The organism is Arthrobacter sp. G119Y2, from assembly GCF_038069765.1.
Lineage (GTDB): Bacteria > Actinomycetota > Actinomycetes > Actinomycetales > Micrococcaceae > Arthrobacter_B.
Genome location: NZ_JBBPFS010000003.1, coordinates 250,578 through 275,700 on the forward strand (window position 1 = coordinate 250,578; position 25,123 = coordinate 275,700).

15 protein-coding genes, 1 tRNA gene and 2 pseudogenes are annotated in these 25,123 nt (G+C 67.7%); 6 read left to right on the forward strand and 12 right to left on the reverse strand.

The window, feature by feature from the left end; translation table 11 throughout:
* Nucleotides 1–203 precede the first annotated feature (203 nt).
* The 7 genes from WKB88_RS07695 to WKB88_RS07725 all read right to left on the reverse strand — a co-directional run bounded on the left by WKB88_RS07695 (nt 204) and on the right by WKB88_RS07725 (nt 10,275).
* Entirely contained in the window at nt 204–2,888 is a 2,685-nt protein-coding gene (locus tag WKB88_RS07695; RefSeq protein WP_341394243.1) for a LuxR C-terminal-related transcriptional regulator, read from the reverse strand.
* A 33-nt stretch (nt 2,889–2,921) separates the two neighbouring features.
* Complete coding sequence (locus WKB88_RS07700) at nt 2,922–5,537, reverse strand: helix-turn-helix transcriptional regulator (protein WP_341393952.1); 2,616 nt, start codon at nt 5,535–5,537, stop codon at nt 2,922–2,924.
* A 562-nt stretch (nt 5,538–6,099) separates the two neighbouring features.
* On the reverse strand, nt 6,100–6,687 hold the full coding sequence (gene pth / locus WKB88_RS07705) for an aminoacyl-tRNA hydrolase (RefSeq protein WP_341393953.1): 588 nt from the start codon (nt 6,685–6,687) through the stop codon (nt 6,100–6,102).
* A gap of 66 nt (nt 6,688–6,753) precedes the next feature.
* Nucleotides 6,754–7,362 (reverse strand): 50S ribosomal protein L25/general stress protein Ctc, encoded by a 609-nt coding sequence (locus WKB88_RS07710; RefSeq protein ID WP_341393954.1) that lies wholly within the window; start codon nt 7,360–7,362, stop codon nt 6,754–6,756.
* A gap of 261 nt (nt 7,363–7,623) precedes the next feature.
* Entirely contained in the window at nt 7,624–8,607 is a 984-nt protein-coding gene (locus tag WKB88_RS07715; protein WP_341393955.1) for a ribose-phosphate diphosphokinase, read from the reverse strand.
* On the reverse strand, nt 8,607–10,133 hold the full coding sequence (gene glmU / locus WKB88_RS07720) for a bifunctional UDP-N-acetylglucosamine diphosphorylase/glucosamine-1-phosphate N-acetyltransferase GlmU (RefSeq protein ID WP_341393956.1): 1,527 nt from the start codon (nt 10,131–10,133) through the stop codon (nt 8,607–8,609). Before glmU ends, WKB88_RS07715 begins: the two co-directional genes overlap by 1 nt.
* Before the next feature lie 70 nt (nt 10,134–10,203).
* Nucleotides 10,204–10,275: transfer RNA gene (locus tag WKB88_RS07725), tRNA-Gln, on the reverse strand.
* Nucleotides 10,276–10,507: 232 nt separating this feature from the next.
* Here WKB88_RS07725 and WKB88_RS18220 point away from each other — a divergent pair.
* Together WKB88_RS18220 and WKB88_RS18225 are read left to right on the forward strand one after the other, a co-directional pair.
* Nucleotides 10,508–11,095, forward strand: a pseudogene (locus tag WKB88_RS18220) (TetR/AcrR family transcriptional regulator); the annotation flags it as partial.
* Between the two features lie 243 nt (nt 11,096–11,338).
* Nucleotides 11,339–11,728 (forward strand): annotated as a pseudogene (locus WKB88_RS18225) (NUDIX hydrolase); the annotation flags it as partial.
* Between the two features lie 279 nt (nt 11,729–12,007).
* Here the strand turns inward: WKB88_RS18225 and WKB88_RS07735 are convergent.
* From WKB88_RS07735 to rsmA, 3 genes are read right to left on the reverse strand one after another with little or no spacing between them, the layout of a single operon-like run.
* Entirely contained in the window at nt 12,008–13,876 is a 1,869-nt protein-coding gene (locus tag WKB88_RS07735) for an ABC-F family ATP-binding cassette domain-containing protein (protein ID WP_341393958.1), read from the reverse strand.
* A gap of 57 nt (nt 13,877–13,933) precedes the next feature.
* A complete protein-coding gene (locus WKB88_RS07740) occupies nt 13,934–14,914 on the reverse strand; it encodes a 4-(cytidine 5'-diphospho)-2-C-methyl-D-erythritol kinase (protein WP_341393959.1) in 981 nt (326 codons plus the stop codon).
* Nucleotides 14,915–14,967: 53 nt separating this feature from the next.
* Nucleotides 14,968–15,885 carry a 16S rRNA (adenine(1518)-N(6)/adenine(1519)-N(6))-dimethyltransferase RsmA gene (gene rsmA / locus WKB88_RS07745; RefSeq protein WP_341393960.1) on the reverse strand — a complete coding sequence of 306 codons (918 nt, stop codon included), beginning with the start codon at nt 15,883–15,885 and terminating at the stop codon, nt 14,968–14,970.
* Between the two features lie 257 nt (nt 15,886–16,142).
* Between rsmA and WKB88_RS07750 the strand changes: the two genes are divergently transcribed.
* Nucleotides 16,143–17,399 (forward strand): helix-turn-helix domain-containing protein, encoded by a 1,257-nt coding sequence (locus WKB88_RS07750; protein WP_341393961.1) that lies wholly within the window; start codon nt 16,143–16,145, stop codon nt 17,397–17,399.
* A 59-nt stretch (nt 17,400–17,458) separates the two neighbouring features.
* Here WKB88_RS07750 and WKB88_RS07755 read toward each other — a convergent pair whose 3' ends face one another.
* Both WKB88_RS07755 and WKB88_RS07760 read right to left on the reverse strand, forming a co-directional pair.
* Nucleotides 17,459–18,562, reverse strand: coding sequence for a transglycosylase family protein (locus WKB88_RS07755; RefSeq protein ID WP_341393962.1), 1,104 nt, complete (start codon nt 18,560–18,562; stop codon nt 17,459–17,461).
* 392 nt (nt 18,563–18,954) lie between these two features.
* Nucleotides 18,955–19,872 (reverse strand): TatD family hydrolase, encoded by a 918-nt coding sequence (locus tag WKB88_RS07760; RefSeq protein ID WP_341393963.1) that lies wholly within the window; start codon nt 19,870–19,872, stop codon nt 18,955–18,957.
* Nucleotides 19,873–20,004: 132 nt separating this feature from the next.
* Between WKB88_RS07760 and WKB88_RS07765 the strand changes: the two genes are divergently transcribed.
* The 3 genes from WKB88_RS07765 to WKB88_RS07775 are packed head-to-tail and all read left to right on the forward strand — an operon-like array spanning nt 20,005 to nt 25,029.
* The gene (locus tag WKB88_RS07765) at nt 20,005–21,081 is read left to right on the forward strand and encodes an AAA family ATPase (protein ID WP_341393964.1); all 1,077 of its coding nucleotides are present in this window, start codon (nt 20,005–20,007) and stop codon (nt 21,079–21,081) included.
* 55 nt (nt 21,082–21,136) lie between these two features.
* On the forward strand, nt 21,137–22,579 hold the full coding sequence (locus tag WKB88_RS07770) for a DUF58 domain-containing protein (RefSeq protein WP_341393965.1): 1,443 nt from the start codon (nt 21,137–21,139) through the stop codon (nt 22,577–22,579).
* Entirely contained in the window at nt 22,576–25,029 is a 2,454-nt protein-coding gene (locus tag WKB88_RS07775; RefSeq protein ID WP_341393966.1) for a transglutaminase family protein, read from the forward strand. The genes WKB88_RS07770 and WKB88_RS07775 overlap by 4 nt, the downstream gene beginning before the upstream one ends.
* The last annotated feature ends 94 nt before the right edge of the window (nt 25,030–25,123 follow it).

Below are 25,123 nucleotides of genomic sequence, written 5' to 3' on the forward strand. Positions count from 1 at the left end.
AGACCTGCTCCCCGGCAGGAACCAGCCTGCCGAGAACCAATCCCCACCCTAGGTCTGCATTCTGCGTGCGGCACGGGTACCGGATACCCAACCGGCGAACTTCCGGCTACGTGGAAGTACCTTAAGGCGGGCCCAGGGTACTGACTGTTGCAGGAGCCGGTCCCCGGCAGGAACCACAACGGGGATGGCCGGCTGCAGCCGGGTCAGCCTTGGTTGTTACCGGTGAGCAGATCCTGTTTCAGGTCCTCCCGCCGGCTGATTCCCAGCTTCTCGAAGGTTCGGTAGATGTGGCCTTCAACAGTTCGGACGGATAGGAAAAGCCGCTCAGCAATTTCAGCGTTCCGGTAGCCCTGCATAACCAAGGCTGCGATGTCCCGTTCCCGGCGGGTCAGCAGGGGCGCCCCTGTCTGCAGCACCTGGTCCGGGGAATGGCCGTTCTTCTTGTTAAGCGCCTTGTGAACCCGTTGAAGCAGCGCCCGGTCACCGTTGGCCCTTGCAAGCCGGAGAGCTTCGTCGCTGCATCGCTTGGCCAGCCGCCCCCATCCCGGTTCCATCTGGTCCACCCCGAAGCGCAGGAGCTCCTCGACGTCTTCATCGAGGAAGGCACGCGCAAGCCGCCCTGCGGTCTGTGCCTGCTGCCCCTCAAACTCCTCCGTGATTTTCACCAGCCTGCCCAGTCCGTCCAAATCCCCAAGCATCAGGGCCAGAATCCTCAGTTCCAGCTCCACAGCCATGAAGCCCAACCGCTCGGCCTCGTCGATAGAATCCCGCAGCTGTTGCGGGGCATCCCGGGGCATGGAGAGGACCGAGCAGGCTCCAACGCTGTAACCGCGGCTCAGCAGCTGATACCCAACGGCTCCCCGGGGTTGGAGGCCCGCCCCCTCGGCGAGCAGCTCCTCAGCCTGCTCCCGCCGGCCGACGGAGGCGGCCACAAAGGCGCCCAGTGCCAGCGCCAGCGGCAGCATCCCCTCGTCATCGTGCGTCCGAAGTCCCTCAACGGCTGCGGACAGGTAATTCAGTGCTCCTGCCGGATCGTCCCTGCGCAGGTGCATAACGGCAACAGCCAGGTCCACCACACCGGCTACCCTGACAAGTGCCCCGAACACTCCGGCCGTGCCGTGCTGCGCTGCAGCCTGCAGGCTGTCCCAGTCCCCCAGCCACAGCAGCGCAGCCAAATGGCGCTGCAGGACAAAGTGGTAGTAGGACATGAACCGGTGCCCGCCTCTATCCAGGACAGCCAGCGCATCCTGGCTTAAGGCATAGGACCCGCGCACCCGGCCCGTAGCGGTAAAGATCTCGGCGAGCAGTGCCTCCGCCACGAGTATGGCTTCATCATCGCCGGCCTGCCGTGCGTCAGCGAGGATTTCGGTCAATTCCTCCTCCGCCGGCTGCAGTTCGCCGTGGGAAACCCTGCCCATAAGATCCAGCAGCCGTGCTCCCCTGCGGGAGGACATCATGTCCGCCGCCAGTTCCGCATCCGGGTTGCCGCCGGCCCCAATGCGGTCGACGCCGGCGAGCCAGTCAGCGGCAACGGCGCTTAGTTCCGAGACCCCGGACTGCTCGTGCAAGTACAACTGCACCCGGATCAGCACGGCCATCTTGAGCGTGGTGAGGTCGGCGGCTGCCTCCATCACGCCGTCGAGCAGTTCCCGCGCCGAGCCCCTGTCTCCGTCCTGGTAGCAGGCCCTGGCAGCCTGGACCCGGGCGGCCAGGGAATGTTCCGGCCCCTTGACCGCTCCGGCTGCCCGGAGAGCGGCAGCACTGTCGAAGGCGTTGTTGGCGCGGTAGGCCGCCTCAACCAGCTCGGCATCACTCACCACGGCACCGCAGTCCAGCGACCAGCTCACCCAGCGCAGCAGGTTGTCGGCGCGGCCCCCGACTGCTCCGGAGGCCAGCAGCCGTTGGCGCAGGCGCGCGCTGCGGGCTGCCGGAACCAGCCGGCGCACCACCTCGCCGTAGAGGGGGTGCAGGGGCTGCAGCAGCCGCGACGGACCGGTGGAAATCTTCACCAGTTTTGCTTCGGTCAGCGCGTCGACGGACCGGTGCAGTCCCAGGTCAAACGCTGTGGCGGCCGGAAGCGGCTCGGCCAGCGCAATGAGCTCCAGGGCGTCTCGCTCGTCCCGGCTCAGCCCCGACAGCTGCGCCCTGAGCAGGTCGCCCAGCCGCCCTTCCGGTGGAAGCATGTGCGCACGCAGCAGCCAGACTCCGTTCCGGGCCGCGAGGCTGCCGGCACGCATGGTTTCCGAAAGCAGGGCCAGAATCAGCATGGGGTTTCCGCCGGCGGCGAGAGTGAGGTCTGCGCTGGTGCTGGTCAGCACCGGCCCGCCCAGCACCTGCACGCACAGCTCATGGACCTGCTCCTCCGTCAGCGGCTGCAGCTCGTGCCGGGAAAGGACACCTTCCCACACCTGGTTGGAGAGCCCGGCGGGAACATCGGTGATCCGCCGTGCCAGCAGCAGGATGCGGATCTGCGCCGAGGCGACCAGCTGCGCCAGCAGGTCTGCCGTTGCCTCATCCAGCGCATCGGCGTCGTCGACGATCAACAACGGTGCGGCTGCGGGCTCGGCCCTGCCCCGCTCCGGATAGAGGCGATGCAGCAGCGAGCGCATGACGGCCAGCGGCGAGTCGGCATTCAGCGGATCCACATCGGAGATCAGCGGGGCCAGGGCGCCGTAGGGAACCTGTGAGAGCGATGAACTGGTGTGGATCCGGTGCACGGGAATCCGGCCATCCAGCTGCTCCGCCAGGACACCGGCCAGTGCGCTCTTGCCCATCCCCGCATCGGCCACCACTACGGCGCCGTGCCCGCCGGGGCGCAGCACGCTGGACAGCACGGCTTGCAGCACGGTCGCCCGACCCACAAACGGCCGCGCCGCAGCTGTCTGCATCACGAGTTCCCCCTGACTTCCGGCACCGCGCGCTTACCGCAGAACCTCGCCGAGTTCCGAGCGCCCCGAAACATGCAGCTTGTCGAAGATCTTACCCAGGTGCCAATCAATGGTCCGCGGAGACAGGTGCAAGTCCTCGCTTATTTCTCTGCGCGTCGCAGTGCCGGCTGCGCGCCGGGCAAGATCCGCTTCGAACGGAGTCAGCGCGGCCATCCGCGCCTGGATGCCGTTGGCCTCACGGAGTTTGCGGAAGCTGTCGTGTTCGAGCTTGAGCGCATTCCGCGCCAGCGCCCTGCTGCCGCTGTCGGTCCGGCCGCGGAGGAGCTGAAGGGCAGCCTGGGCAGCACTGTTGCACAATTGTTCGTTGCCCAGGAGCACCGCTCCTACTGCGGCTTCCAGCAACAGCGCCGGGCTCGCCTGCTCATGCCCGGCACCGAAGCAATGGAGCGCTCGGGCCCAGCGGCCCGTTGCAGCAGCCGCAGCCGCAGCCAGTTCACGCGCGGCCGCAGGATCGCCGTGACGGGTTGCTGCCGCAAGACAGTGAAGTGCCACCGGAACCATGCCCGTCTCCAGGCAACGCAGAGCCATGGACCGCAGCTCACCGCAGAGCTTTTCCGGGTCTCCGGCCAGCCGGGTCTCCGTCTCCAGCGCACGCGTCAGCAGCCGCACCAGTTCCTGGGGCCGGTATCTGTAGTCCGGCACGGAGGCCACAGCGCGGCCGGCTTCCCCGAGGTCTCCCCGGACGGCCAGGACATGTGCGGAGAGAGCCTGCACCAGGGGCAGGACGTCGAAGGGGTCCTGCAGCTGAATCTGGCCGGCAGCACTCGTAAGGGCTGCCAACGCGCTGTCCAGCCTGCCGCCCAGTGCATGGACCAGGCCGGTTGCAACGTCACCGGCGCTGCCCCGGAAAGCACGCCGGTTGGCGCCGTCGACCAGTTCCGTCACCAGTTGTTCCGCCTGCAGGTGCTCGCCGGCGGCCACCAGTGCCTGGTACATCCGCAGATGTACGGAATCGAGCGTATTGGCCCCCAGGGTGCCCTGGAATCCGTCCTTAAAGGACTGGAGCAGTGTCAGCACCTCTGCGGCGTTTCCGGACAGTGCCAGGAATTGAGCCTGCAGGGCGATTGCCTGCAGACGGAGAGGCGGATCCAGGGACCGGTCCGCGGCGAGGGCTCCAAGCCCCTCCGGCACCTCACCCGGATGCCCCCCGTCGATGGCGAGGGTACTGCGCATCAGCAGCACCCTCGCTTCCCACGTGTGCGGTGCTTCGTTTGCGGGCAGGCCGCGGATTTCGGCGGCGATGGTATCCAGTACCTCCGCCGGGCTGTCATGGCCGGGCAACAGGCGCAGCAGCGCCGCCTTCTGCAGCATGAGAGCCACCCAGGTTTCCGGATCACCGGGAGGCGGCGACGACGGAAGCCGGCCAAGCGCACCCAGTGCTGCGTGATGGTCTCCGGACTCTTTCAAAGCCTCGACCTCGGCCAACAGCATGGCGGGGGTCCTCTGGTTCCCGGGAACCGCCCGGATAAACCGCAGTGCAGACTCGGGATCATCGGATGCCGAGGAGAGTCTTGCAGCCCTGCGCGCAGTTTCCGGATCCAGGGTGCCCTGGCAGGCCAGGGTCCACCGGGCGAACCGGATGACGGCGGAAGGGCTCAGCGCCGTGGGGTCCACCAGCGCCGACACTTCCTCCCAGAGCTCGCGGCTGCGGCCGGGGGCTATGGCAGCGGCAATGGCTGCAGCGGTTCCGCGGCTGGCGAGGCGGACTCCCTGATCCGACACTTCCACAACGCCTGCTTCTTCCAGCGAGTCAACGGTCTCGGCCGGGAACAATTTCAGGACGGCGGTGAGGGGGAGGTCGCTTGACAGTGCCAGAAGCTGGACCAGGGATCTCTCGTCGGGAGGCAGGCGCTTGAGCCGGGCCGTAATCACTTCCGACACTTGTCCGGAGAAGACCAGCGGCTTGGCGAGCACCCAGACGCCGTCCTGCCGGGCCAACGATCCTTCATCGGCCTGACCGCGGGTATGGAGCGTGACGATCTGCGGATTCCCTCCCGAGTGGCGCTGCATTGACTGGGCAGCCATGGTGGAGACCGGGCCGCCCAGCAGCTTCTGCATAAGCTCCCGGGTCTGTTCCAGGGGCAGGGGGCCGAGGTCGACGCGATGCAACAGGCCCTCCGTCCACAGCGCCAGCATGTCCGGCGCCGACTCTGAAAAGTGCTCGGCGGTGGCGAGCACGCTGGCTCCGGACCTCCGGATCAGCTGCGACACGGCCATTGCGGTCCAATCGTCGAGATACTCGACGTTGTCCAGCAGCAGCAGGAGGCGTTTTCCGCCGGCGCGCTGTTTCAGCAGGGAGCCCAGTTCCTGCAGGAGCTGCTCGGGCCGCGAGGCAATACCTTCGCTCATTTCAGAAATTACCCAGGCCAGGGCACCGAAAGGTGTTTTACCGGAAATACGGCTGCCGCGAATGGTGACGGGATGAAAGGCCGGGTTGGCTGCGGCTGCCCGGATCAGCGCTGTCTTCCCGATCCCTGCCGGACCCACCACAACGGCGCCCGCGGCTGTCTCCAGCCCGTGCGCCAGCTCTGCAAGCGCCTCTTCGCGGCCCACGAGCTGATCCTGAACACTTTCGATCTCGGATAACATCCCTAAAACCACGCCCCCCGGCATCACACAATTGGTACTTCCACATCTCCGGCCAACGGGACCACCTGCGGTTACCAGCCGCAGACGGCCTCAAAGATTGGTGCTGTTGGTGCTCATGATGGTTGTGGTGCCGGTCTGGAGTGAGCGTACCGCCCGACGGCGGATTTAGTCCAGAACATAGAAAGGCATGTTCTTGTGAACCTGTCCGGGGGAAGGAGCACGGGAAAACCCGGAGAGTAAAAGCCGGGGAAAAATGAAAAACCGGGCACCCAATCGCCAAAATGGCGCCGGATGCCCGGTTATCGTATAAGGGACCGGCGCCGGGATGGGGGTGGCCCAGTCTCGGAGGCCTCCCGACGCCGGCCCCAGCTTTGCATGCCCGTGGGCATATCTAAATTCTAGGCCCGAGGTAGGGGTCCAACAATGGGGTTGGACGTCTTTGCCGTGACGGGAGCCGTACCCGTTTTCCTGCGCGGGCTACTTGCTGCCGGGCTACCGGGCGCCTGTGCGGCCGGGGTGCCGGGCGGCTGTGCGACTGCCGGACGGCTGTGGGGCTGTGCGGCTACGGGGCGACGGAGTGGAACTTCTGCTGTGCGGCAGTGAGCCCCTCGGTCAGCAGCAGCTCGACGGCATCCGCGGCATCACCGATCAGGAAGGGAAGTTCCTTGGCCTCGGCCGGCGGAAAGTCCTTCAGGACGTAGTCGGCGGTATCCATCCGGCCCGGCGGCCGTCCGACGCCGACGCGGACCCGCAGGTAGTCCTTGGTGCCGAGCGCCCTGCTCATGTCGCGCAGCCCGTTGTGGCCGCCTTCGCCGCCGCCTGATTTCAGCTTCACGGTGTTGAACGGGATGTCGATCTCGTCGTGCACCGCCACTACGTTCGACGCGGGAATGTCGAAGAACTTGCTCAGCGCCGAAACCGGTCCGCCGGAGAGGTTCATGTAGGTCAGGGGTTTGGCCAGAATCACGCGCGGCCCCCCGATGCCCAGGCGTCCTTCAAGGATCTGTGCCCGGGACTTGTGGGTCTTGAAGTTCCCGCCGACCCGCGAGGCCAGGTCATCGAGGACCATCTGGCCGATATTGTGCCGGTTACGGCTGTAGCCGGGCCCGGGGTTCCCGAGCCCGACTACAAGCCAGGTATTGCTGTTCACTGCAGGTACTGCTCCTTTGACAAGAACCGGACGGCTCCGTTACGGGGAGCAGACCCCGGAAGTGGATTAAGCTTCGGCGCCAACTTCAGCAGCTGCATCGGCAATCTGCTCGTCGGACGGAGCACCCAGGTCCTGGACGGTGGACTCGGAGATGTTGATGATCATGGTTTCGGGGTCCAGCAGCAGCTCGACGCCGGCAGGCAGTTCGAGGTCGGAAGCGAAGATGTGCTGTCCGGCTTCGCGGCCTTCGATGCTGACAACGATGGTCTCCGGCAGGTTGGTGGCGTCGGCTGCAACCAGAACCGTGTTGGCTTCCTGGTTGTAGACGGAGGAGCCCGGAGCCAGTTCGCCTTCAACGTGGACGTTGACTTCAACCTCAACCTTTTCGCCCTTGCGGACGGTCAGGAGGTCGATGTGCTCGATGATCTGCTTGATCGGGTCGCGCTGGATGTCGCGGGCCAGGGCCAGGTGGGACTCGCCGTCGACGTCGATTTCCAGCAGGGCGTTGGAGGTGCGGACGGCCAGGGTGGTGGCCTTGGCGGGCAGCAGGATGTGCATGACCTCGGCGCCGTGGCCGTAGATGACTGCGGGGATCTGGTTGGCAACGCGTGCCTTGCGGGCCGCACCCTTGCCGAATTCGGTGCGGACGGTTGCTGCGAGCTTCTGCTCAGACATTTCAAACTCCTGATATTGGATGTTCCGTGGTTGCCGGGACGAAGGCGCCGGTATGGGAACAACGCCGTGTGGACGATCCGGAGATCAGGTCCGTGCGGTCAGAAGTTGCCAGCCACCGTCGATAACGGAGTAGTGCCCGAATCTATCCGGGCCTCTCCCTCGCCTAGGCATCGCAGACCATCCTACCAGCAGCACGCTGCCCGTCCGAACCGAAGTCCGAACGGGCAGCGCAGTGATGAAGGAGGGTTGCTCCGTGAGGAACTAGGCCTTGCCGTCGAACAGGCTCGTAACGGAACCGTCTTCGAAGACTTCCTTGATGGCCCGTGCGATCAGCGGAGCAATCGAAAGGACGGTCAGCTGCTCGAAGCGCTTGGCGGCGGGAATCGGCAGCGTGTTGGTCACCACTACTTCGCGGGCGCCGGACTCGGCCAGCGTGCGGGCCGCCGGGTCGGAGAACACGGCGTGGGTGGCGGCGATGATGACATCCTTGGCGCCTGCCTCCTTGAGGACGCGGACAGCGCCGGCAATCGTTCCGCCGGTGTCGATCATGTCGTCAATCAGGACGCAGGTGCGCCCGGCAACCTGGCCGACAACCTGCTTGGACACGGCCTGGTTGGGGACGGTCAGGTCACGGCTCTTGTGCACGAAGGCCAGCGGGGCGCCGCCCAGTCGCTCGGCCCACTGCTCGGCGACGCGGACACGGCCGGTGTCCGGGGACACCACCGTGACGTTCGAGACATCAACACGGGTGCGGATGTAGTCAGCCAGCAGCGGGATTGCCATCAGGTGGTCCACGGGCCCGTCAAAGAAGCCCTGGATCTGCGAGGTGTGCAGGTCCACGCTCATGATGCGGTCCGCACCGGCGGTCTTGTAGAGGTCAGCAATCAGGCGGGCCGAGATCGGTTCGCGGCCGCGGCCCTTCTTGTCCTGGCGGGCGTACGGATAGAACGGGGACACCACGGTGATGCGCTTGGCGGAGGCCCGCTTCAGTGCGTCAACGGTGATCAGCTGTTCCATCAGCCAGTTGTTCATGGGGGCCGGGTGCGCCTGGATCACGAAGGCGTCGGTGCCGCGGACGCTCTCTCCGGGCCGGACGTAGATCTCGCCGTTGGCGAAGTCGTAGGACGCCAGGGGCAGCAGGTCCGTGTCAAGACAGCGTGCGATCTCCTCGGCCAGCTCCGGGTGTGCCCGGCCAGTGGCAAGGACAAGCTTCTTTTCACCTTGTGCGGTGATCTCGCTGCTCATTAATGATCGCTTTCTCGCGTGGGGGAATCAGTTTCTGAGGAAGAGGTTTTGGAGGCAGTGGCGGCGTTGGCCGATGCCGCTGCATCGGCTGCGGCCGTGCCGGGACGGTTGGTCAGCACCCAGCCGTCGAGGTTGCGCTGAGGCGCTACGTTGATGGCCAGGGAACCGGCCGGAACATCCTTGCGAACCACTGTTCCAGCTCCACTGTACGCGCCGTCCCCGACTGTAACGGGGGCCACATACATGTTGTCGCTGCCCATCCGAACGTGCGATCCGATGGTGGTGTGGTGCTTGTTGACGCCGTCGTAGTTCACAAAAACGGAGGCCGCGCCGATGTTGGACTGCTCGCCGATTGTGGCATCCCCCACATAGGAAAGGTGCGGAACCTTGGAACCGGCGCCGATGTCGGCGTTCTTTGTTTCCACGAACGTGCCGATCTTGCCCTTGGCGCCCAGGACGGTGCCCGGGCGCAGGTAGGCAAAGGGGCCGACGTCGGCCCCTGCGCCCAGCCGGGCATCGGAACCGTGGGTGCGCACCACTTTGGCGCCCTCCCCCACGCTCACGTTGGTGAGGGTGGTGTCCGGGCCGACGACGGCGTCGCGCGCCACAGTGGTGGTGCCGTGCAGCTGCGTGCCGGGCAGGATGGTGACGTCTTCGGACAGGGTGACGCCGGCATCGATCCAGGTGGTCGCGGGATCAACGATGGTGGCGCCGGCGCGCATCCAGCGGACCAGGTTGCGGCGGTTGTGCTCGGCGTTCAGCGCGGCGAGCTGGACGCGGTCGTTGGCGCCTTCAACCTGCCAGAAGTCACCGGTGACGACGGCGGCGACGCGGCCGCCGCCGGCCCGGGCCAGGCCGAGGACGTCGGTGAGGTACATCTCGCCCTGCGAGTTGTCCGAGGTGACCTTCGCCAGCGCGTCGCGGAGCACGGCGGCGTCGAAGGCGTAAATCCCGGAATTGATTTCGGTGACGGCGCGCTGGGCGTCGTCGGCGTCCTTGTGCTCGACAATCGCGGTGACGGTGCCGTCTTCAGCGCGCAGGATCCGGCCGTAACCGGTGGGATCATCCAGGTGGGCGGTGAGGACGGTGACTGCGTTGCCGTCGACCCGGTGGACGGCAACGAGCTCGCGCAGCGTGTCAGCCTCCAGCAGCGGAACATCGCCGTACGTTACGACGACGGTGCCTTCCAGTGCAGTGAACGCATCCAGTGCCTGCAGGGCCACCTGGACCGCGCGCCCGGTGCCGGGGATGTCGTCCTGGTCCACGATGACCGCCTGCGGAGCGGCAGCGGTGACATGCTCGGCAACCCGGTCCCGCTCATGCCGGACAACGACGGCGAGGGCCCGGGGATTCAGTGCCTGGGCTGCGGCCAGCGCGTGGCCGACCATGGAGGTGCCGCCGACGGGGTGGAGGATCTTCGGTGTCCGGGACTTCATCCGGGTGCCGGCTCCGGCCGCCAGGACAATAACTGCTGCGGGTCCGCCGCTGAGGGCACTTTCGGTGGATTCAGTTTCCTGGGTGTTCACGAAGAAGCGCTCCTGATATGGGACGGCCGCCGGGGGCGGCCACCGGGGGTGTGGACCGGCACTGCTGCCGTTCCGCCCATAGGATTCGAACCTATACTCCACGGCTCCAAAGGCCGGGGTGCTGCCATTACACCAGGGCGGAAAATGTGCAGGTCGCCCCGCACACAAGAGTTTAGTTTGCCATGCCGGCGGACACCGGCGCGAGTTGAGGCCTTTTCCCTCTGCCCTCCGGCGGTCTCGGGCTGCTGCCCCGGCCTCCCTGCTGGAAGCCGGGACGGGATTTGGGGGTGCTCTGCAGCCTCCGCAGGGGCGCCCCGGACAGGCCTTAGACTGTTCGGGTGGTAAGAATTCCGGCCGGCGGCGCCCGAGTGCGCATGACCGGCGTGCAGCGGCGCGCCCAGCTCATCGATGTAGCCCGGGGCATGTTCGCCCTGCGCGGGCTCGACGGCGCCACTATTGAGGACATTGCCGCAGCGGCCGGTGTTTCCAAGCCGGTGGTCTACGAGCATTTCGGCTCGAAGGAAGCGCTGTACAGCGAGGTTGTGGACGGCGAGTTTGACCGCGTCCTCGCCGTCATCACCGAAGCGCTGAGCGCCGACGCCGGTCCCCGCATCCTGATTGAGCGGGCCGCCTACGCCTTGCTGGATTACATCGAAAACCATACCGACGGCTTCCGGATCCTGGTGCGGGACGCACCGCCGTCGCGGCCCGAGGGCACCTTCGCCACTCTGCTGTCGCGGATTACCGGGCATGTGGAGCACATCCTCTCCAAGGAGTTCAGCAACCGCGGACTCAGCGCCGAAGTGGGCGGGATGTACGCCCAGATGCTGGTGGGCATGGTCGCCATGACGGGCCAGTGGTGGCTGGACGCCCGGACTCCGGACAAGGCGACGGTGGCGGCACACCTGGTCAACCTGTCCTGGAACGGCCTGACCGGCCTGCAGAAGGACCCCCAGCTGCGGCACATGCATCCGGACCACCCTCGCTCCGGGCTCCCCAACGGCGTCCCCGAGGCCGGGACCGATGCCGGCGGGGCCGCCGGGGCCGCGCGGGCCGCACCGGCTGCAACCGTCCCCGACGCCGCCGCGGCCGCACCGGCTGCAACCGTCCCGGACGCTCCGGAGCAGCCGGCTGCCGCAGCACCGGGCTCCGCCACCGCTCCGAATGCAGCTCCGGTGGTCCTGACCCTCTCAGCAGTGCTGGTCCGCGACGCCGCCGGCCGCATCCTCCTGGTCCGCAAGCGCGGAACCGGAAAGTTCATGCAGCCCGGCGGAAAGCTTGAGCCCGGTGAATCCTTCAGCGCTGCGGCGGCACGGGAAATGAACGAAGAGCTCGGCCTGGATATTGGGGAGTCCGACCTCGAAGCCCTCGGGGACTGGTACGGTCCGGCAGCCAATGAGGAGAACACCTTTATCGACGCCGGGCTGTTCGCCTACACCCTTCCGGACGCCGGCGGCGTTCCGGCCCGCGAGCCGGTGGCGGCAGCCGAGATCGAAGAACTGCTGTGGATGGATCCGGCGCAGGCGCTGGCCCGCGACGATATTTCCCCGCTGCTGCGCGACCACATCCTGCCGCAGCTGCTCGCGGGGACCTGAGGCCGGACCGAGCCCTGGCTGCCGCCGATTCCCCTGCCAGTTTGGGAAATCCCTCCGCTTTGGGGCAATCCCTCCGTTGCGCAGCGGAGGGATTCCCCCAAAGCGGAGGGAAAGCAAGGGGGAACAACAGCGCACGGAAAAGCCCGCACCCGGAACGGAACACCGTCAGGAACGGCATGTCCGCCCGGGTTCGGGCCAGTGAGGTTTGAAGCCTGAGGGATGAACCCTGAGGAGCTCCTGCTCTGGGACTCCTGCTCTGGGCCTCCTACTTGGGGGCTCCTACTCGAGCTTCTCCGATGCCTCAAGCCACTGCAGCTCCAGGTCTTCCTGTTCCGCGGCCAGGGTCTGCAGCTTCTTGTTCAGTTCTGCCAGCTGCTCAAAGTCAGCCCCGCCGGACTTCTCCGTGGCGGCACTCATCTGCGCGTTGACCTTCTCGATCTGAACCTTGAGCTTGGTCATCTGCCGGTCGATCCGCGTCAGGTCCTTCTTGGCAATGCGTTTCTCGGCCTCGGAAGCACCGGAGCCGGAGGCCACCGCGGTCGCCGCCCCGCCGGAGCCCGGACGCGAGGAACCGGCCGCTGCGGCGCGGGCCGCCTGCGAGGAGCCGCGGGCCGCGGTCGACGCCGAGGAGTTGGCGGCCAGGGCCTGGCCGCGCAGCTCGAGGTACTGGTCCACGCCGTTCGGCAGTCCGCGCAGCTTGCCGTCTCCGAGCAGCGCCATCTGGTGGTCGGTGACGCGTTCGAGCAGGTACCGGTCGTGCGAGACCACCACAAGGGTTCCGGGCCAGCCGTCCAGGACGTCCTCAACCGCTGCCAGGGTGTCGGTGTCCAGGTCGTTGGTGGGCTCATCGAGCATCAGGACGTTCGGTTCGCCCACCAGCAGGCGCAGCAGCTGCAGCCGGCGGCGCTCACCGCCGGAGAGTTCCTTTACCGGAGTCCACTGCCGCTGCGCGGAGAAGCCCAGCTGCTCCACCAGCTGGCCGGCGGAGAGTTCGCGGCCGCCCACGTTGAAGACGCGCTTCTCGTTCTCGATGACCTCGATGACGCGCAGGTCGGCAACTTCGTCGAGTTCCTTGACTTCCTGCGTCAGCACGGCGGTCTGCACGGTCTTGCCGCGCTTGAGGCGCCCCTTGGTGGGTTCAATTTCGCCGTTGAGCAGGCGCAGCAAGGTGGTCTTGCCGGCGCCGTTGACGCCCACCAGGCCCAGCCGCTCCCCCGGAGCCAGACGCAGGGTGATGTTCTTGAACAGTTCGGTGTCGCCCAGGGTCAGGGACACGTCCTCGAGGTCCAGCACATCCTTGCCCAGGCGCGCGGTGGCCATCTTGTTCAGGGACAGGGTGTCGCGGGGCTCCGGCACGTCGGCGATCAGGTTGTTCGCCGCCTCGATGCGGAACTTGGGCTTGGCGGTGCGGGCCGGGGCTCCGCGGCGCAGCCACGCCAGTTCCTTCTTGACCAGCTGCTGGCGCTTGCCCTCCACCACGTTGGCCATGCGGTCACGCTCGGCGCGGGCCAGCACATACGCTGCATAGCCGCCGTCAAACGGGTCGATCACGGCGTCGTGCACTTCCCAGGTGCGCGTGCAGATTTCATCCAGGAACCACCGGTCGTGGGTGACCACCAGCAGGCCGCCGGCGTCCGGGCGCCAGCGGGTCTTCAGGTGCTTGGCCAGCCAGGCCACGCCTTCCACGTCCAGATGGTTGGTGGGCTCGTCCAGCATGACGACGTCGTCGTCCCCGGTCAGCAGCTTGGCCAGCGCCACGCGGCGCTTCTGCCCGCCGGAGAGCGATGAGACCTGGGCGTTCCAGTCCACTTCCTGGATCAGTCCGCTCATGACGTCGCGGATCCGGGCGTTGGAGGCCCATTCGTAGTCGGCGGCGTCGCCCACGATGGCCTGGCCAACTGTGAGGTCCCCGTCGAGCACGTCGGACTGGTCTAGGTAGCCGACCGTGACGTCGCGGCGGCGGGTGACGCGGCCGTCGTCGGGCGTCTGCCGCTCGGCCAGCAGGCGCATCAGGGTGGACTTGCCGTCGCCGTTGCGGCCGACGACGCCAATCCGGTCCCCCTCTTCCAGGCCCAGGGAAACCCCGTCCAGAATCGTGCGGGTGCCAAAGGAAATGCTGAGGTTCTCAGCACCAAGCAGGTGTGCCAATCGGTACTACTTTCTTGTGATGTCAGGAATGTACGGGTGCTTGCGCAGTATGAAAAATCAGTCGGCGACGGCGGCGGCCAGGCGGGCGCCGGCAACCGGGCCCTCGACCGCCAGCGCACGGTGTCCTTCGGCGCGCAGGGCCGCTTCCAGGGCCGAGGCCGCTGCCGCGTCTTCGGTAAGGAAGGCGACGGTGGGGCCGGAGCCCGAGACCATGCCGGCCAGCGCGCCGAGCCGTTCGCCGGTGCTCAGCAGAGCGCCCAGCTCCGGGGCGAGCCGAAGCGCCGCCGCCTGCAGGTCATTGGAAATAACGGCTGCCAGGTCCCGGGCATTCCCGGAACGCATGGCGGCCAGGACTGCCGGGTCCACGTCTTCGGGCTCCGCCGCCTGCAGCTGCTGCTCCCCGCGGAGGGTATCGAGCGCACCGTAAACCGCCGGGGTGGAGAGCCCGGCGTCGGAGGCAACCAGCACCCAGTGCAGCGGCGTCTTGGAGATGGCGGGTGTAAGCCTGTCCCCCACCCCCAGCCCGACGGCGATGCCGCCAAGCAGCGAAAAGGGAACGTCCGCGCCGAGGCCGGAGGCGATGCCTGCCAGTTCTTCGCGGGAGAGCTTCGTGTTCCAGAGGGCATCGCAGGCAACGAGGGCTGCCGCGGCGTCGGCCGAACCGCCTCCCATGCCGCCGGCCACCGGAACGCGCTTGGTGATGTGCAGGTGCACGCCCGTGGGGTTGTCGGCGTAGTCGGCGAGTGCACGCGCAGCCCGGGCTGCCAGGTTGTCCGGGCCCAGCGGAATGCCCCCCACGGGCACCTGCAGCGGCCCGTCGCTGTCCACCGTGACGGTAATACCGGGCTCCCCGGTGACGGTGGCGGTGATTTCTTCGAACAGGGACACCGCCAGGTAAACGCTGGCGACTCCGTGGTACCCGTCAGGCCGGAGGGGGCCGACGCGCAGGGAGACGTTGATCTTTCCCGGGGCGCGGACCCGCACGGAGGCAGGGGCTGCCGCCGGGGCTGATGCGGATGAAATGTTCGCTGCGCTCATACCTTCCAACTTAGAGGAAGGGCCGCCCGCGCCGTTAATGCGGAACCCGCTGCCTATTGCGATGCTGCGCCGTCCGCGTTGCCGCTGGCCGCCGCTTCGGCGGACTTGGCTTCAGCGATCCGGGCAAAGGCATGGATGTCGATGACTTCGCCGCGGGCCTTCGGATCCACTCCGGCGGCCACGAGCGCGTTTTCGGCCTGCGCCGGGCTGCCGGCCCAGCCGGCCAGTGCGGCACGGAGCGTCTTGCGGCGCTGGGCGAAGGCGGCGTCAATCACGGCGAAAACTTCTTCGCGGGTTGCCGTGGTCTGCAGCGGCTCGTGCCGGGTGAAACCGACCAGCCCGGAAGCGATTTTCGGCGCCGGCCAGAACACGTTCATGCCGATCACGCCGGCCTTGCGCATGGTGGTGTACCAGGCGGCCTTCACCGACGGCACCCCGTAGACCTTGGATCCGGGCACTGCGGCCAACCGGTCCGCCACTTCGTCCTGGACCATGACCAGGCCGTGCTGCAGCGAGGGGAAGCGTTCGAGCAGGTGCAGCACCACCGGCACGGCAACGTTGTAGGGCAGGTTGGCCACCAGTGCCGTAGGCTCCACCGGCAGCTCGGTGATGCGCATCGCGTCTCCGAGGACCACGTGGAGCTGGTCCGCCTTCTCCGGCCGCCAGGCAGCAGCGGTGGCCGGCAGCCGTTCAGCCAGGACCGGATCAATTTCGACGGCAACCACGGACTTGGCCGCGTCCAGCAGCCCGAGGGTAAGCGATCCCAAACCCGGGCCCACTTCAAGAACCGTTTCGTCGGGTCCGACGCCTGCTGCAGCTACGATCCGGCGGATGGTGTTGCCGTCGATCACGAAGTTCTGACCCAGCGTCTTGGTGGGGCGGACTCCCAGTTCATCGGCCAAGGCGCGGATATCGGTGGCACCCAGCAGCGGTTTGACCGGCGGACGGGAGGCGGAAGCGGATTCAGTCACTGAGTAATACTAGCCGAGCGCGCCGCTGCGGTTCCGTGCCCGTCTGCCCGCACAGGCCGCAGGACGGCGGCCAGCAGGCGTTCAGTCGGGCCAGTTGCCGACGGCCGAGAAGGCCCGTCCAGGCTGCGGGATCCTCGTCATTGGCTGTTTCCTTCCAGAATAGGCCTGCACTCTGCCGCCCCCGGAATGCGCTCGGTAGCATTCTGCGCGGGGGCACTCTTCAAGTGTCCCGGGGCCCAAGATCGGCGGGAATGGCAATGGGCAAAACCTTTGGGAAACGGCTGCAAACGGTGCGTACGGACCGTCGTCTGACCCAGGCTGAGCTTGGCGGGGACGTGTTCGGCGCCCGGGACATCTCGGCGCTGGAAAAGGGACGCCGGGAGCCGACGGGCGGGGCCGTCCGCCTGCTGGCGGAGCGGCTCACCGCTGTGCAGGGATACCCGCAGCCGCAGCCGGGAGCCGACAGCCGGACCTTTCTGGAGTTCTCGGCGGCGCAGGCCTGGGATGAGCGGGACTACCGCACCGCCCGGCGGTACTGCCGGCTGGCGGCCGACGCCGCACTGGCCGAGGGTGACCCGACGGGCTGGTGGGAACTGACGTTCCTCTCCGCAGCCTGCCTGCGAAGACTGCATCAGTACACCGAGTGCATGGCGGAGGCGGAAATGCTGGCCCGGCATCCGCTGGCAGCCGAAGGACAGCCGCTGCGTCCGCAGGCCGAGACGCTGCTGGCGACAGCATGCCAGGGCGCCGGGCGTCTGCCCGAAGCGGTAAGCCATGCCCGGCGGGCGCTGGAGCTGGGGCTGTCAGCGCGGTTGGACACCGCTGCGCTCATTGAGGTGTATCAGGCCCTGACCGCTGCCCTTTCCGAAAGGGGACTGCAGGACGAGGCGTGGGGGCACTGCCAAACCCTCCTGATCCCCCTGCTTGAAGCCACCGGGGACCGGCAGGTTGCCGGCAAGGGGTACTGGGCAGTGGGCAACGTCGCTTTCCGGCGCGGCGACGTGGCCGCCGGGGTCCGTCACCACACCCGCGCCGGTTCGCTCCTCACGCCGGACGCGGACCTGGAGGTATGGGCCGCGTTCAACCGTGCTTCGGCTGCCATGCGCCTGGCCGAAGGGCTGCACGACGCCGCCACGCTGGAGTGCATGAGGCATGCCGAAACGGCGCTGGAGGTGGTGGGCGGCGGCGAGGAGGAATCGCTCTCCCTTCTCCACAGCCGCGGACGGTGGCTGCAGCTGGGCGGAAACCATGTCTCCGCCGTCCGTGCCCTGGGCGAGGTGTACGACCGCCGCGAAGCTCTGTCGCCGCAGGATGCCGGCGAAACCGCCCTGCATCTGGCCATCAGCCTCTCGGCGCTGGGCCGCAGCCGGGAGGCAGTGGACCTCCTGGACAAGAGCGCCGACAGCTTCGTCACCGCGGGCGCCCTGGACCGCGCCGCCCACGCGGGCCGGCTGGCAACGCAGGCGCGGACGGGAAACGCAGTGGGCTTAACCGGACGGACCGGGACCTGGTGACAGATCCCGGTCCGTGTCCGCCGCTGCCGGACAGCGGCAGGACAGGCTATCGGGCGGTGCTAGAGCAGACCCAGCTTGGCGGCGCAGGAGGGCCAGTGGCCCCAGCCGCCGTTGGCGCGCAGCTTCTCGGCCACGGCAATCTGCTGCTCAGGGGTGGCCCCGGCAGCGATCGGCGCGTACTGGCCGCCGCCGGCTCCCAGCCAGCTCGACGCGCTGAACTGCAGTCCGCCGGAATAGCCGTTTCCGGTGTTGATGTGCCAGTCTCCGCCCGATTCGCACTGAGCCAGCGCGGCCCAGGTTCCTCCGGAGGGGGCTGTGCCGCCCGGGGATGCCTTACCGGGGGACGCCGGTGCGGGTGCGGGAGCAGCAGGCTTTTTCTTGGTGCCCACGGCAATCTTCTCGGCAACCGGCGCAAGGGCGACGGTTTCGCTGGCCAGGGTTCGGCTGACCTCTACGCCGTCCACGAGGACGGTGTCGAAAACGCGGACGATTTCGCCGGGAGTGCCCTTGGCGGTGACCTTCTTCTCGCCTTCAAGCAGGTTGGGATCAGGTACCTCGGTGGTTTCGTACGGCACAGGCTCGGCAACCGTGTCCTTGTTCCCGGGCTGCACGCGGGTGACCTTCAGGGCCATGCCGTCCACCAGGGCGGCGGTGGCCGGAACGGTCAGGCGGTCGGTTGCGGCAAGGGTGATGCCCGCCTCGTCCAGCAGCTCGGCGACGGTTTCCGCCGTCGTCGGGCGCTCATAGGACGTGCCGTCGAGGACCATGGTGACGGTCTTGGGGGTGGAGATCGAGATGGGATCGTCCAGCCCGGTCAGTGCGGTGTCCAGCGAAGCCGAAACGGCCGAGTTGGAAGCGACGCGCAGTTCGGAGACGAGATCCGCCACGGTTTCACCGGTGGTGCTGACCTTGTGGCCTTCACCGTCGAGCGTGACGTCTACGGTTTTCGCCGTGAATACCTCAATGCTGGCGCCGTCGGCTACCTCGGTGTCCAGGCCCGGGCTTACCCGGTCCGCTGCACTGACCTGCACGTCTGCCTTCTGGAGGACCTCGGCAACCGTGCCGCCGAAGGTCTTGACGTCGCTGCTCTGTCCGTCAACAGTCAGGGAAACGGACTTGTTGGTGCCGACAAAGGCCACCATCCCCAGGATGAGGGCGACCATAACAACGGCCTGCCCGGTTAGTTTTACCCCACGCCTCACGAGTGCATGTGCCACGAAATTCCAAACGTCAAGAGCGTCCGGGCACGGGGATGAGGGCGCGCGGCAGCCGTTCTCCCCGGATCGCACGGGGCGGAGCTTTGCACAGGCGTGGAACCTCAACCGCAACCAGGCACAGGGGCATCGCCGCATCTCAAAAGGAAATGAGCGCGCAACTGTTCACAGGACGGTGTGTGGTTCAGTATTAGTTCCGGTGCCTTCCCCGACCCCGGCTAATAGGTCCCTACCGTAACCGAACCGTGATCTGAGGGCAACCCGAGGTTTTTGAGCCTGCTGTGACGGAAGTTACAGGTGTGCCCCGGGTCACCGGGAGCTTAAAGGAGCTCAAGGAAAGCTCAGCGGGCCGCGGTGTCTTCCCAGGAGCCGTACACGCGTTCAGTATTGGCCACCAGCTCCGAGCCCAGTTCGGCAAGGTCCGCTCCCAGCTGGTCGGCCATGAACCGAACGGTGAACGGGACCATGTAGCTGGCGTTCGGGCGGCCGCGGAACGGATGCGGGGTCAGGAACGGAGAGTCTGTCTCCACCAGCATCAGCTGCCGTTCCGCCACGGCGAGTGCTTCGCGGAGGTTCCCTGCATTCTTGAAGGTGAGGGTGCCGGCGAAGGACATGTTCCAGCCGTGCTCGTTGCAGGTCCGCGCCAGCTCGGCATCGCCGGAGAAGCAGTGGAAGACAACGTTTTCCGGCGGACCTTCCTCCAGCAGGACCCGGACGACGTCGTCGTGCGCGTCCCGGTCATGGATCTGCAGGGCAAGGCCCAGCCGCTTGGCGATGTCGATGTGCCGGCGGAAGGAATACTGCTGGCGTTCGACGCCGTCGGAACCGGTGCGGAAATAGTCCAGGCCGGTCTCGCCGATGCCGCGCACGCGCGGATGCCGGGCGAGGGCTTCGATTTCCTCCAGTGCCGCCTCAAGGGTTCCTTCGGCCGCGAGCACCGGCGCGTCATTGGGATGGATGGCCACCGCACCGAGCAGCCGGGGTTCTGCGTCCAGGACGCTGACGGTGAAGCGGGAGGATTCCAGGTCCGTGCCCACCTGCACTGCTCCGCGGACGCCCGCCGCCTCTGCGGCGTCCAGGGCTTCCCGAACGCCGGCGGTACCGGCCTGGCCGGGCGCAAAATCCAGGTGCGTGTGATTGTCGATGACCGGAACCGGCAGCGGTTCCGGTGCGGGAGGATAAGGTTTCCCCGAAGCGGACGCGAAGTCCAGATACTCGGCGGGGATTTCGCCCGGAACATAACCACTGTCATTACACATGTCTTTAACCCTAAAGGAGCTTGTAACCTGTACTGACATAAGGCCGCTGTCGAACCGGGCGGAGGCTTTCAGCGTCGCTAGCGGCTCCCGGTCCCGGGCTCCGTGCGATCTGCCGAGGCTTGGAAGGTATCCATGGACGCTCGAAATCCAGCTGCAGCCACCGCACCGTATTCCGGGGCGTCCCCGGGAGCGGCGGCCTCCGGGCAACCGGCAGCCTGGAACCGCCGGGCGGACGCTCCGCCCGAGGCAGAAGCGTTCCACGAAGCAGCCTCAGGCATCCTTGCTTCCATTAACACGGTGATTGACGGCAAGGAGGAAGCCGCCTCCCTGGTGCTCACCGTCCTGCTCGCGCAGGGTCATGTGCTGCTGGAGGACGTTCCCGGCGTCGGAAAAACGCTCCTCGCCAAGACACTCGCGCGGACCATCGACTGTTCCGTGACCCGGATCCAGTTCACCCCGGACCTGCTGCCCTCCGACGTCACCGGGGTATCGATCTACAACCAGGACTCCCACCGGTTCGAGTTCCGGCAGGGCCCCATTTTCTCCAACATCGTGATCGGGGATGAAATCAACCGCGCCTCCGCGAAGACGCAGTCCGCCCTGCTGGAGTGCATGGAGGAGCGCCAGGTGACCGTGGACGGGGGCACCTACCGGCTGGCTGAACCGTTCATGGTGGTGGCCACGCAGAATCCGATCGAGATGGAGGGCACCTATCCGCTGCCCGAAGCCCAGCGTGACCGGTTCATGGCCCGCATCTCCATGGGCTACCCGGACACGCGCTCCGAAATCGAGATGCTGGAATCCCACCAGTCGACGTCGCCGCTGGACAAAGTGGCCGCCGTCGTCGACGTCCGCGAAGTCGCTGCGATGACGGCGAGGGTCCGCGACATTTTCGTGTCCACTGCCGTGAAGGAATACATCGTGGCCATCGGCCAGGCCACCCGCGAGCACTCCCACCTGCGGCTCGGTGCCAGCCCCCGCGCCCTGCTCCAGCTGCTGCGCGCCGCCAAAGCACACGCCGCACTGGCGGGACGCGATTTTGTCCTGCCGGATGACATCTCGCACCTGACCGATCCGGTCCTGGCGCACCGCATCATCCTTGACCGCAAGGCAGCCAGCTCCGGCGAAACGCCGAGCGGCCTGCTGGCACACCTCCTCTCCCGCGTTCCTGTTCCCCGCAGTCCGGCGGGCGAGCGGATGCGGAGGTAGCAGCAGCGCACCGGCAGTACCCTATGTGACAGCCCACCACCTGCGGGAAGGCTCCATGGATTCAGCGATAACCCGGCTCCTCACGCCCCGCGGCTGGGGACTGGTCCTGGCCGGCGTGGCCGCGCTCGTGATGGCCCAGGTCATGGGCCGCCGGGACGTGCTTGTCCTCGCAGTGTTCCTCCTCGCGCTGCCGCTGGTGTCCGCCCTGGCGCTGCGCCTGGTCAAGCCGGTGTTCGACGTCGAGCGCACCTTCAGCTCTTCGACAGTGGAAACGGGGGTTCCCGTGACGGTGCTGCTGTCCCTGCACACGCCGCGGCCGGTCCGGGAGAGCGCCACCATGCGCGAAGGACTGCCCCTGCGGTTCGGCGAAAGCCCGGTCTTCCGGTTCCCGGCACGCTTTCCCGGCCCGGACGGCGCCAGCACCTACGAATACCAGCTCCGCTCCACCCGCCGCGGGCTCTTTCCGATCGGTCCCGTGACCGCGGAATTCCAGGACCTTTTTGGACTCTCCCGGCGCCGGCACACGCTCGGTGCCGCCGATTCCCTGGTGGTGTCTCCGGCGCCCCGGCTCCTGCCCCGCACGCTGCTGGGCGGTCCGCACGGCACTGAGGGATCGGTCTCCAGCCCGCGCCGCGGCAACCCCAGCGAGGACGACGTGTCCACGCGGGAATACCGCTCCGGGGATCCCATGCGCCGGGTCCACTGGGCCGCCACTGCACGGCACGGTGAGCTTATGGTCCGGCAGGAAGAGCCGGTCACCTCCCCGGGGGCCACACTGCTGATCGACGCGCGGGAGGGCTCGCACACGGGCGGCGTGGGGTCGAGCCTGTGGATGGAGCCGGCAGGCGGGAACGGCCTGTCCACCTCGGAGTCCTTTGAATGGGCCGTGACGGCTGCGGTCTCGGCCGCCGCGCACCTGGTCGAGAACGGATATTCGCTGCATTTGCTGGATGTCTTTGCCCGCCCCGGCCTGGCCCGGTCACCCTCCGCGCCGGATCCCCGGCAGCGCACGTTCAACGGACCCGGCGGCCTCCAGGACATTGCTGACGGGCTGGCGGCGCTGGGACTGGAATCCGGGCCGCCCGACCGTCCGCGAGGCCCCGGCGACGACGCCGGGACCGGCGGCGGCAGGGGCGTTCCCGGCGGCCGGGCAGCCGGCGGTGACCAGTCGGCAGCCGACGGGCGGGCCTTCGGGGATGCGCTCCTGGACTCACTGGCACAGCGCCGCCGCGGCCCCCTGGTCGCCGTACTGGGACGCTTGTCCGCGGAAGAAGCCCACCGGCTGGCACCGGCCGCCGACTATGCGAGCCGGGCCTGCGCGATTCTGGTGGTGGACCGGCTGCAGGAGGCCGCGCCGGCGCTGGCCGTCCTGCGCGCCGGCGGGTGGGACGCCGAAGCGGCCACACCCGAATCCGACGTCGCCCGCATCTGGGCTGCTTTCGGAGCTCCCGCCGTCCTGCCTGTTCCTGCATCGATCACCCGCGAGGACCGCCCATGACCGCCACGTTGACCCGTCCCGACGCCGAGGGATCCGCCGCTCCCCCGCAGGCGTCCCGCTTCCGGCCGCCGTGGGACTGGGCATCCGCAGGAACCAGCGCTGTTGCGGTCCTGCTCTGCAGCTTCAGCCTGCACGGCGTCTTCGACGGCTGGGCCTGGTTTCCGCCGCTGGTCCTCACCGCCGGCGCCGTGGTCTCCGCAATGGCCGCTGCCCGCCGGTTCCGTGTCCCCACCGCCCTGATCCCCGCCGTCGGCCTGGCCGCCCTTGTCGTGGCCCTGACCTGGCTGTTCGCCGCGTCCACGGCTCTGCTGGGCCTGCTGCCCACCGGAGCCACACTGGAGCGCAGCGGGCAGCTGATCAGCGAGGCGCAGGTCACGATCATGAACCAGGTGCCTCCGGTGCTGGCGGACCCGGGGATTGTTTTCATCGCGTGCCTGGGCACCGGTCTCATCACCCTGCTCGTCGACACCCTGGCCACCACACTGCGGATGCCGGCAGCGAGCGGCCTCGGGCTGCTGGCGCTGCTCACCGTTCCGGCGGTCCTGAAGCCGGACAGCATCGGAGTGTTCCCCTTCATCCTGGCCAGTGCCGGATACCTGCTGATCCTGGCCACCGGCTCCTGGCAGGAACGTCCGCGCAGCCCGTCTGCCGCCCGCCGTCCCCCGGCCCGGCAAATGGGCATAGCCGCCGCGATCGGTTCCGCGGCGCTCGTCGCCGCGCTGGTCCTGCCCGCAGTCCTCCCGGGATTCAATCAGGGCACGTTTCCGCAGGGATCGCGGCTGAACATCTGGACCGGCCAGTCCGGCCTGAACCCGGTAGTCGCTCTGGGCAACGATCTTCGCCAGCCCTCGGCGTCGGGCCGGATCCGCTACGCCACGGATTCCCGGCAGGCCGTCTATCTGCGCTCCACAACGCTGGAAGATTTTTCCGGCCAGCGCTGGGGTCCGGACCTGCGGCCCGACACCCGCCGGGCCGGTCTGCAGGACATGGCTCCGGAGGAAGGGGACGAACCCGCCGAGGGCACGTCCACGGTCACCACCCGGGTCCGGTCGGAAACCTATGCCAGTCCCTGGCTCCTGGCGCCTTATGCTCCGACGCAGGTCAGCGGGGCTGCCGGACGATTCAGCTGGGACCCGAAAACCATGACCGTCATCTCCGAGGAGAACAACGGAATGACGCGGCTGGATTATGAGGTCCAAAGCGCTTCCCAGACGATCTCCGCCGACTCCCTGCAGGTGCTGGGCCCCGCGGCGGAAGGCGCCGTCGACCCGGTTTTCACGGACCTGCCGGAGAACCTGCCCGAAAGCATCCGGGAAGCGACAAGCACCGCCACGGCACGGGCGGACAGTCCGTACGAACAGGCCATGGCCATCCAGTCTTACCTGCGAGGCCAGGACTTCACCTATTCGCTCGAGGCACCGGTGGAGGGCGGCTACGACGGAAACGGCATGGACGTCCTGGACCGTTTCCTGGAGGAAAAAGCCGGCTACTGCGTGCACTACGCCGCGGCGATGGCCGTGATGGCACGCGAGGCAGGCATCCCCAGCCGGATGGCGCTCGGCTTCGCGCCGGGGCGGTCCACCGGAAACACCGTGCAGAATATGCGCGGACAGGAACTGAGAGAGTATGAAGTGGACTCACGGGACGCGCACGCGTGGCCGGAACTCTACTTTGAAGGCATGGGCTGGGTCCGGTTCGAGCCGACTCCGTCCCGGGGATCGGTCCCCTCGTACGCGCTGCAGCCCCGTCCCGACATCCTGGAAACCCAGGGCCCGCAGGATGACCTCACCCTGGACTGGCCGCTGCCGCAGACGGTTCCGCAACCCGCGGTGACTCCGCCTCCCCCCTCGGCCGCGGCTCCGGTGGAACCGGCTGAAACCGGGGCGGGGAAAACCGCGGCTGTCGGACTGGCCGTCCTCACTGCAGCCGCCGCGCTGTTGAGCCCCTGGGCGCTCCGCCGCCGCCGCCGCATCCTCCGGAAACAAGGCGTTGCCGGTTCCGACCCACCTGACCGCCCGGGCAGTCCCGGCAGTCCTGACCGGCCGTCTTCCGGTCCGGCAGCGCTGGCCTGGGACGAAGCCTCGGACTCCGGCGTGGATTACGGGCACGTGCCGGCAAAGTCAGAGTCTCCCCGGGCCTATGCCCTGCGCCTCGCGGACGACGCCCGGCTGGCGGACGGTCCTGCGCTCGCGCTTCAGCGGCTGCGTGAAGCCTACGAAGAGGAGGTTTACGCGGCGCCGGGGACCGCTGTCCGCGGCGTCTCCGGGTCTGATTCCGGGTCTCATTCCGCCTCAGGGCTTGGTTCAGGCAGCGCACCGGCTGACCGGGCGGGCCGGCTTTGGGGCGATGTCACCGCGGTGCAGGACGGCCTGGCCGAGTCGGCGCCATGGGCGTCCCGGCTCCGGGCACGCTATTTCCCGGCGTCCCTGGCGTCCAGGTTCCGCCGCTAAGCGGCAAGCCCGGGGATGCGCTGATCCCCGGGCTTGCCGGCAGTCGACCCGGGCGGCTCAGCCGTCGGCCGGCCTAGCCGTCGGAAGGGCCGTT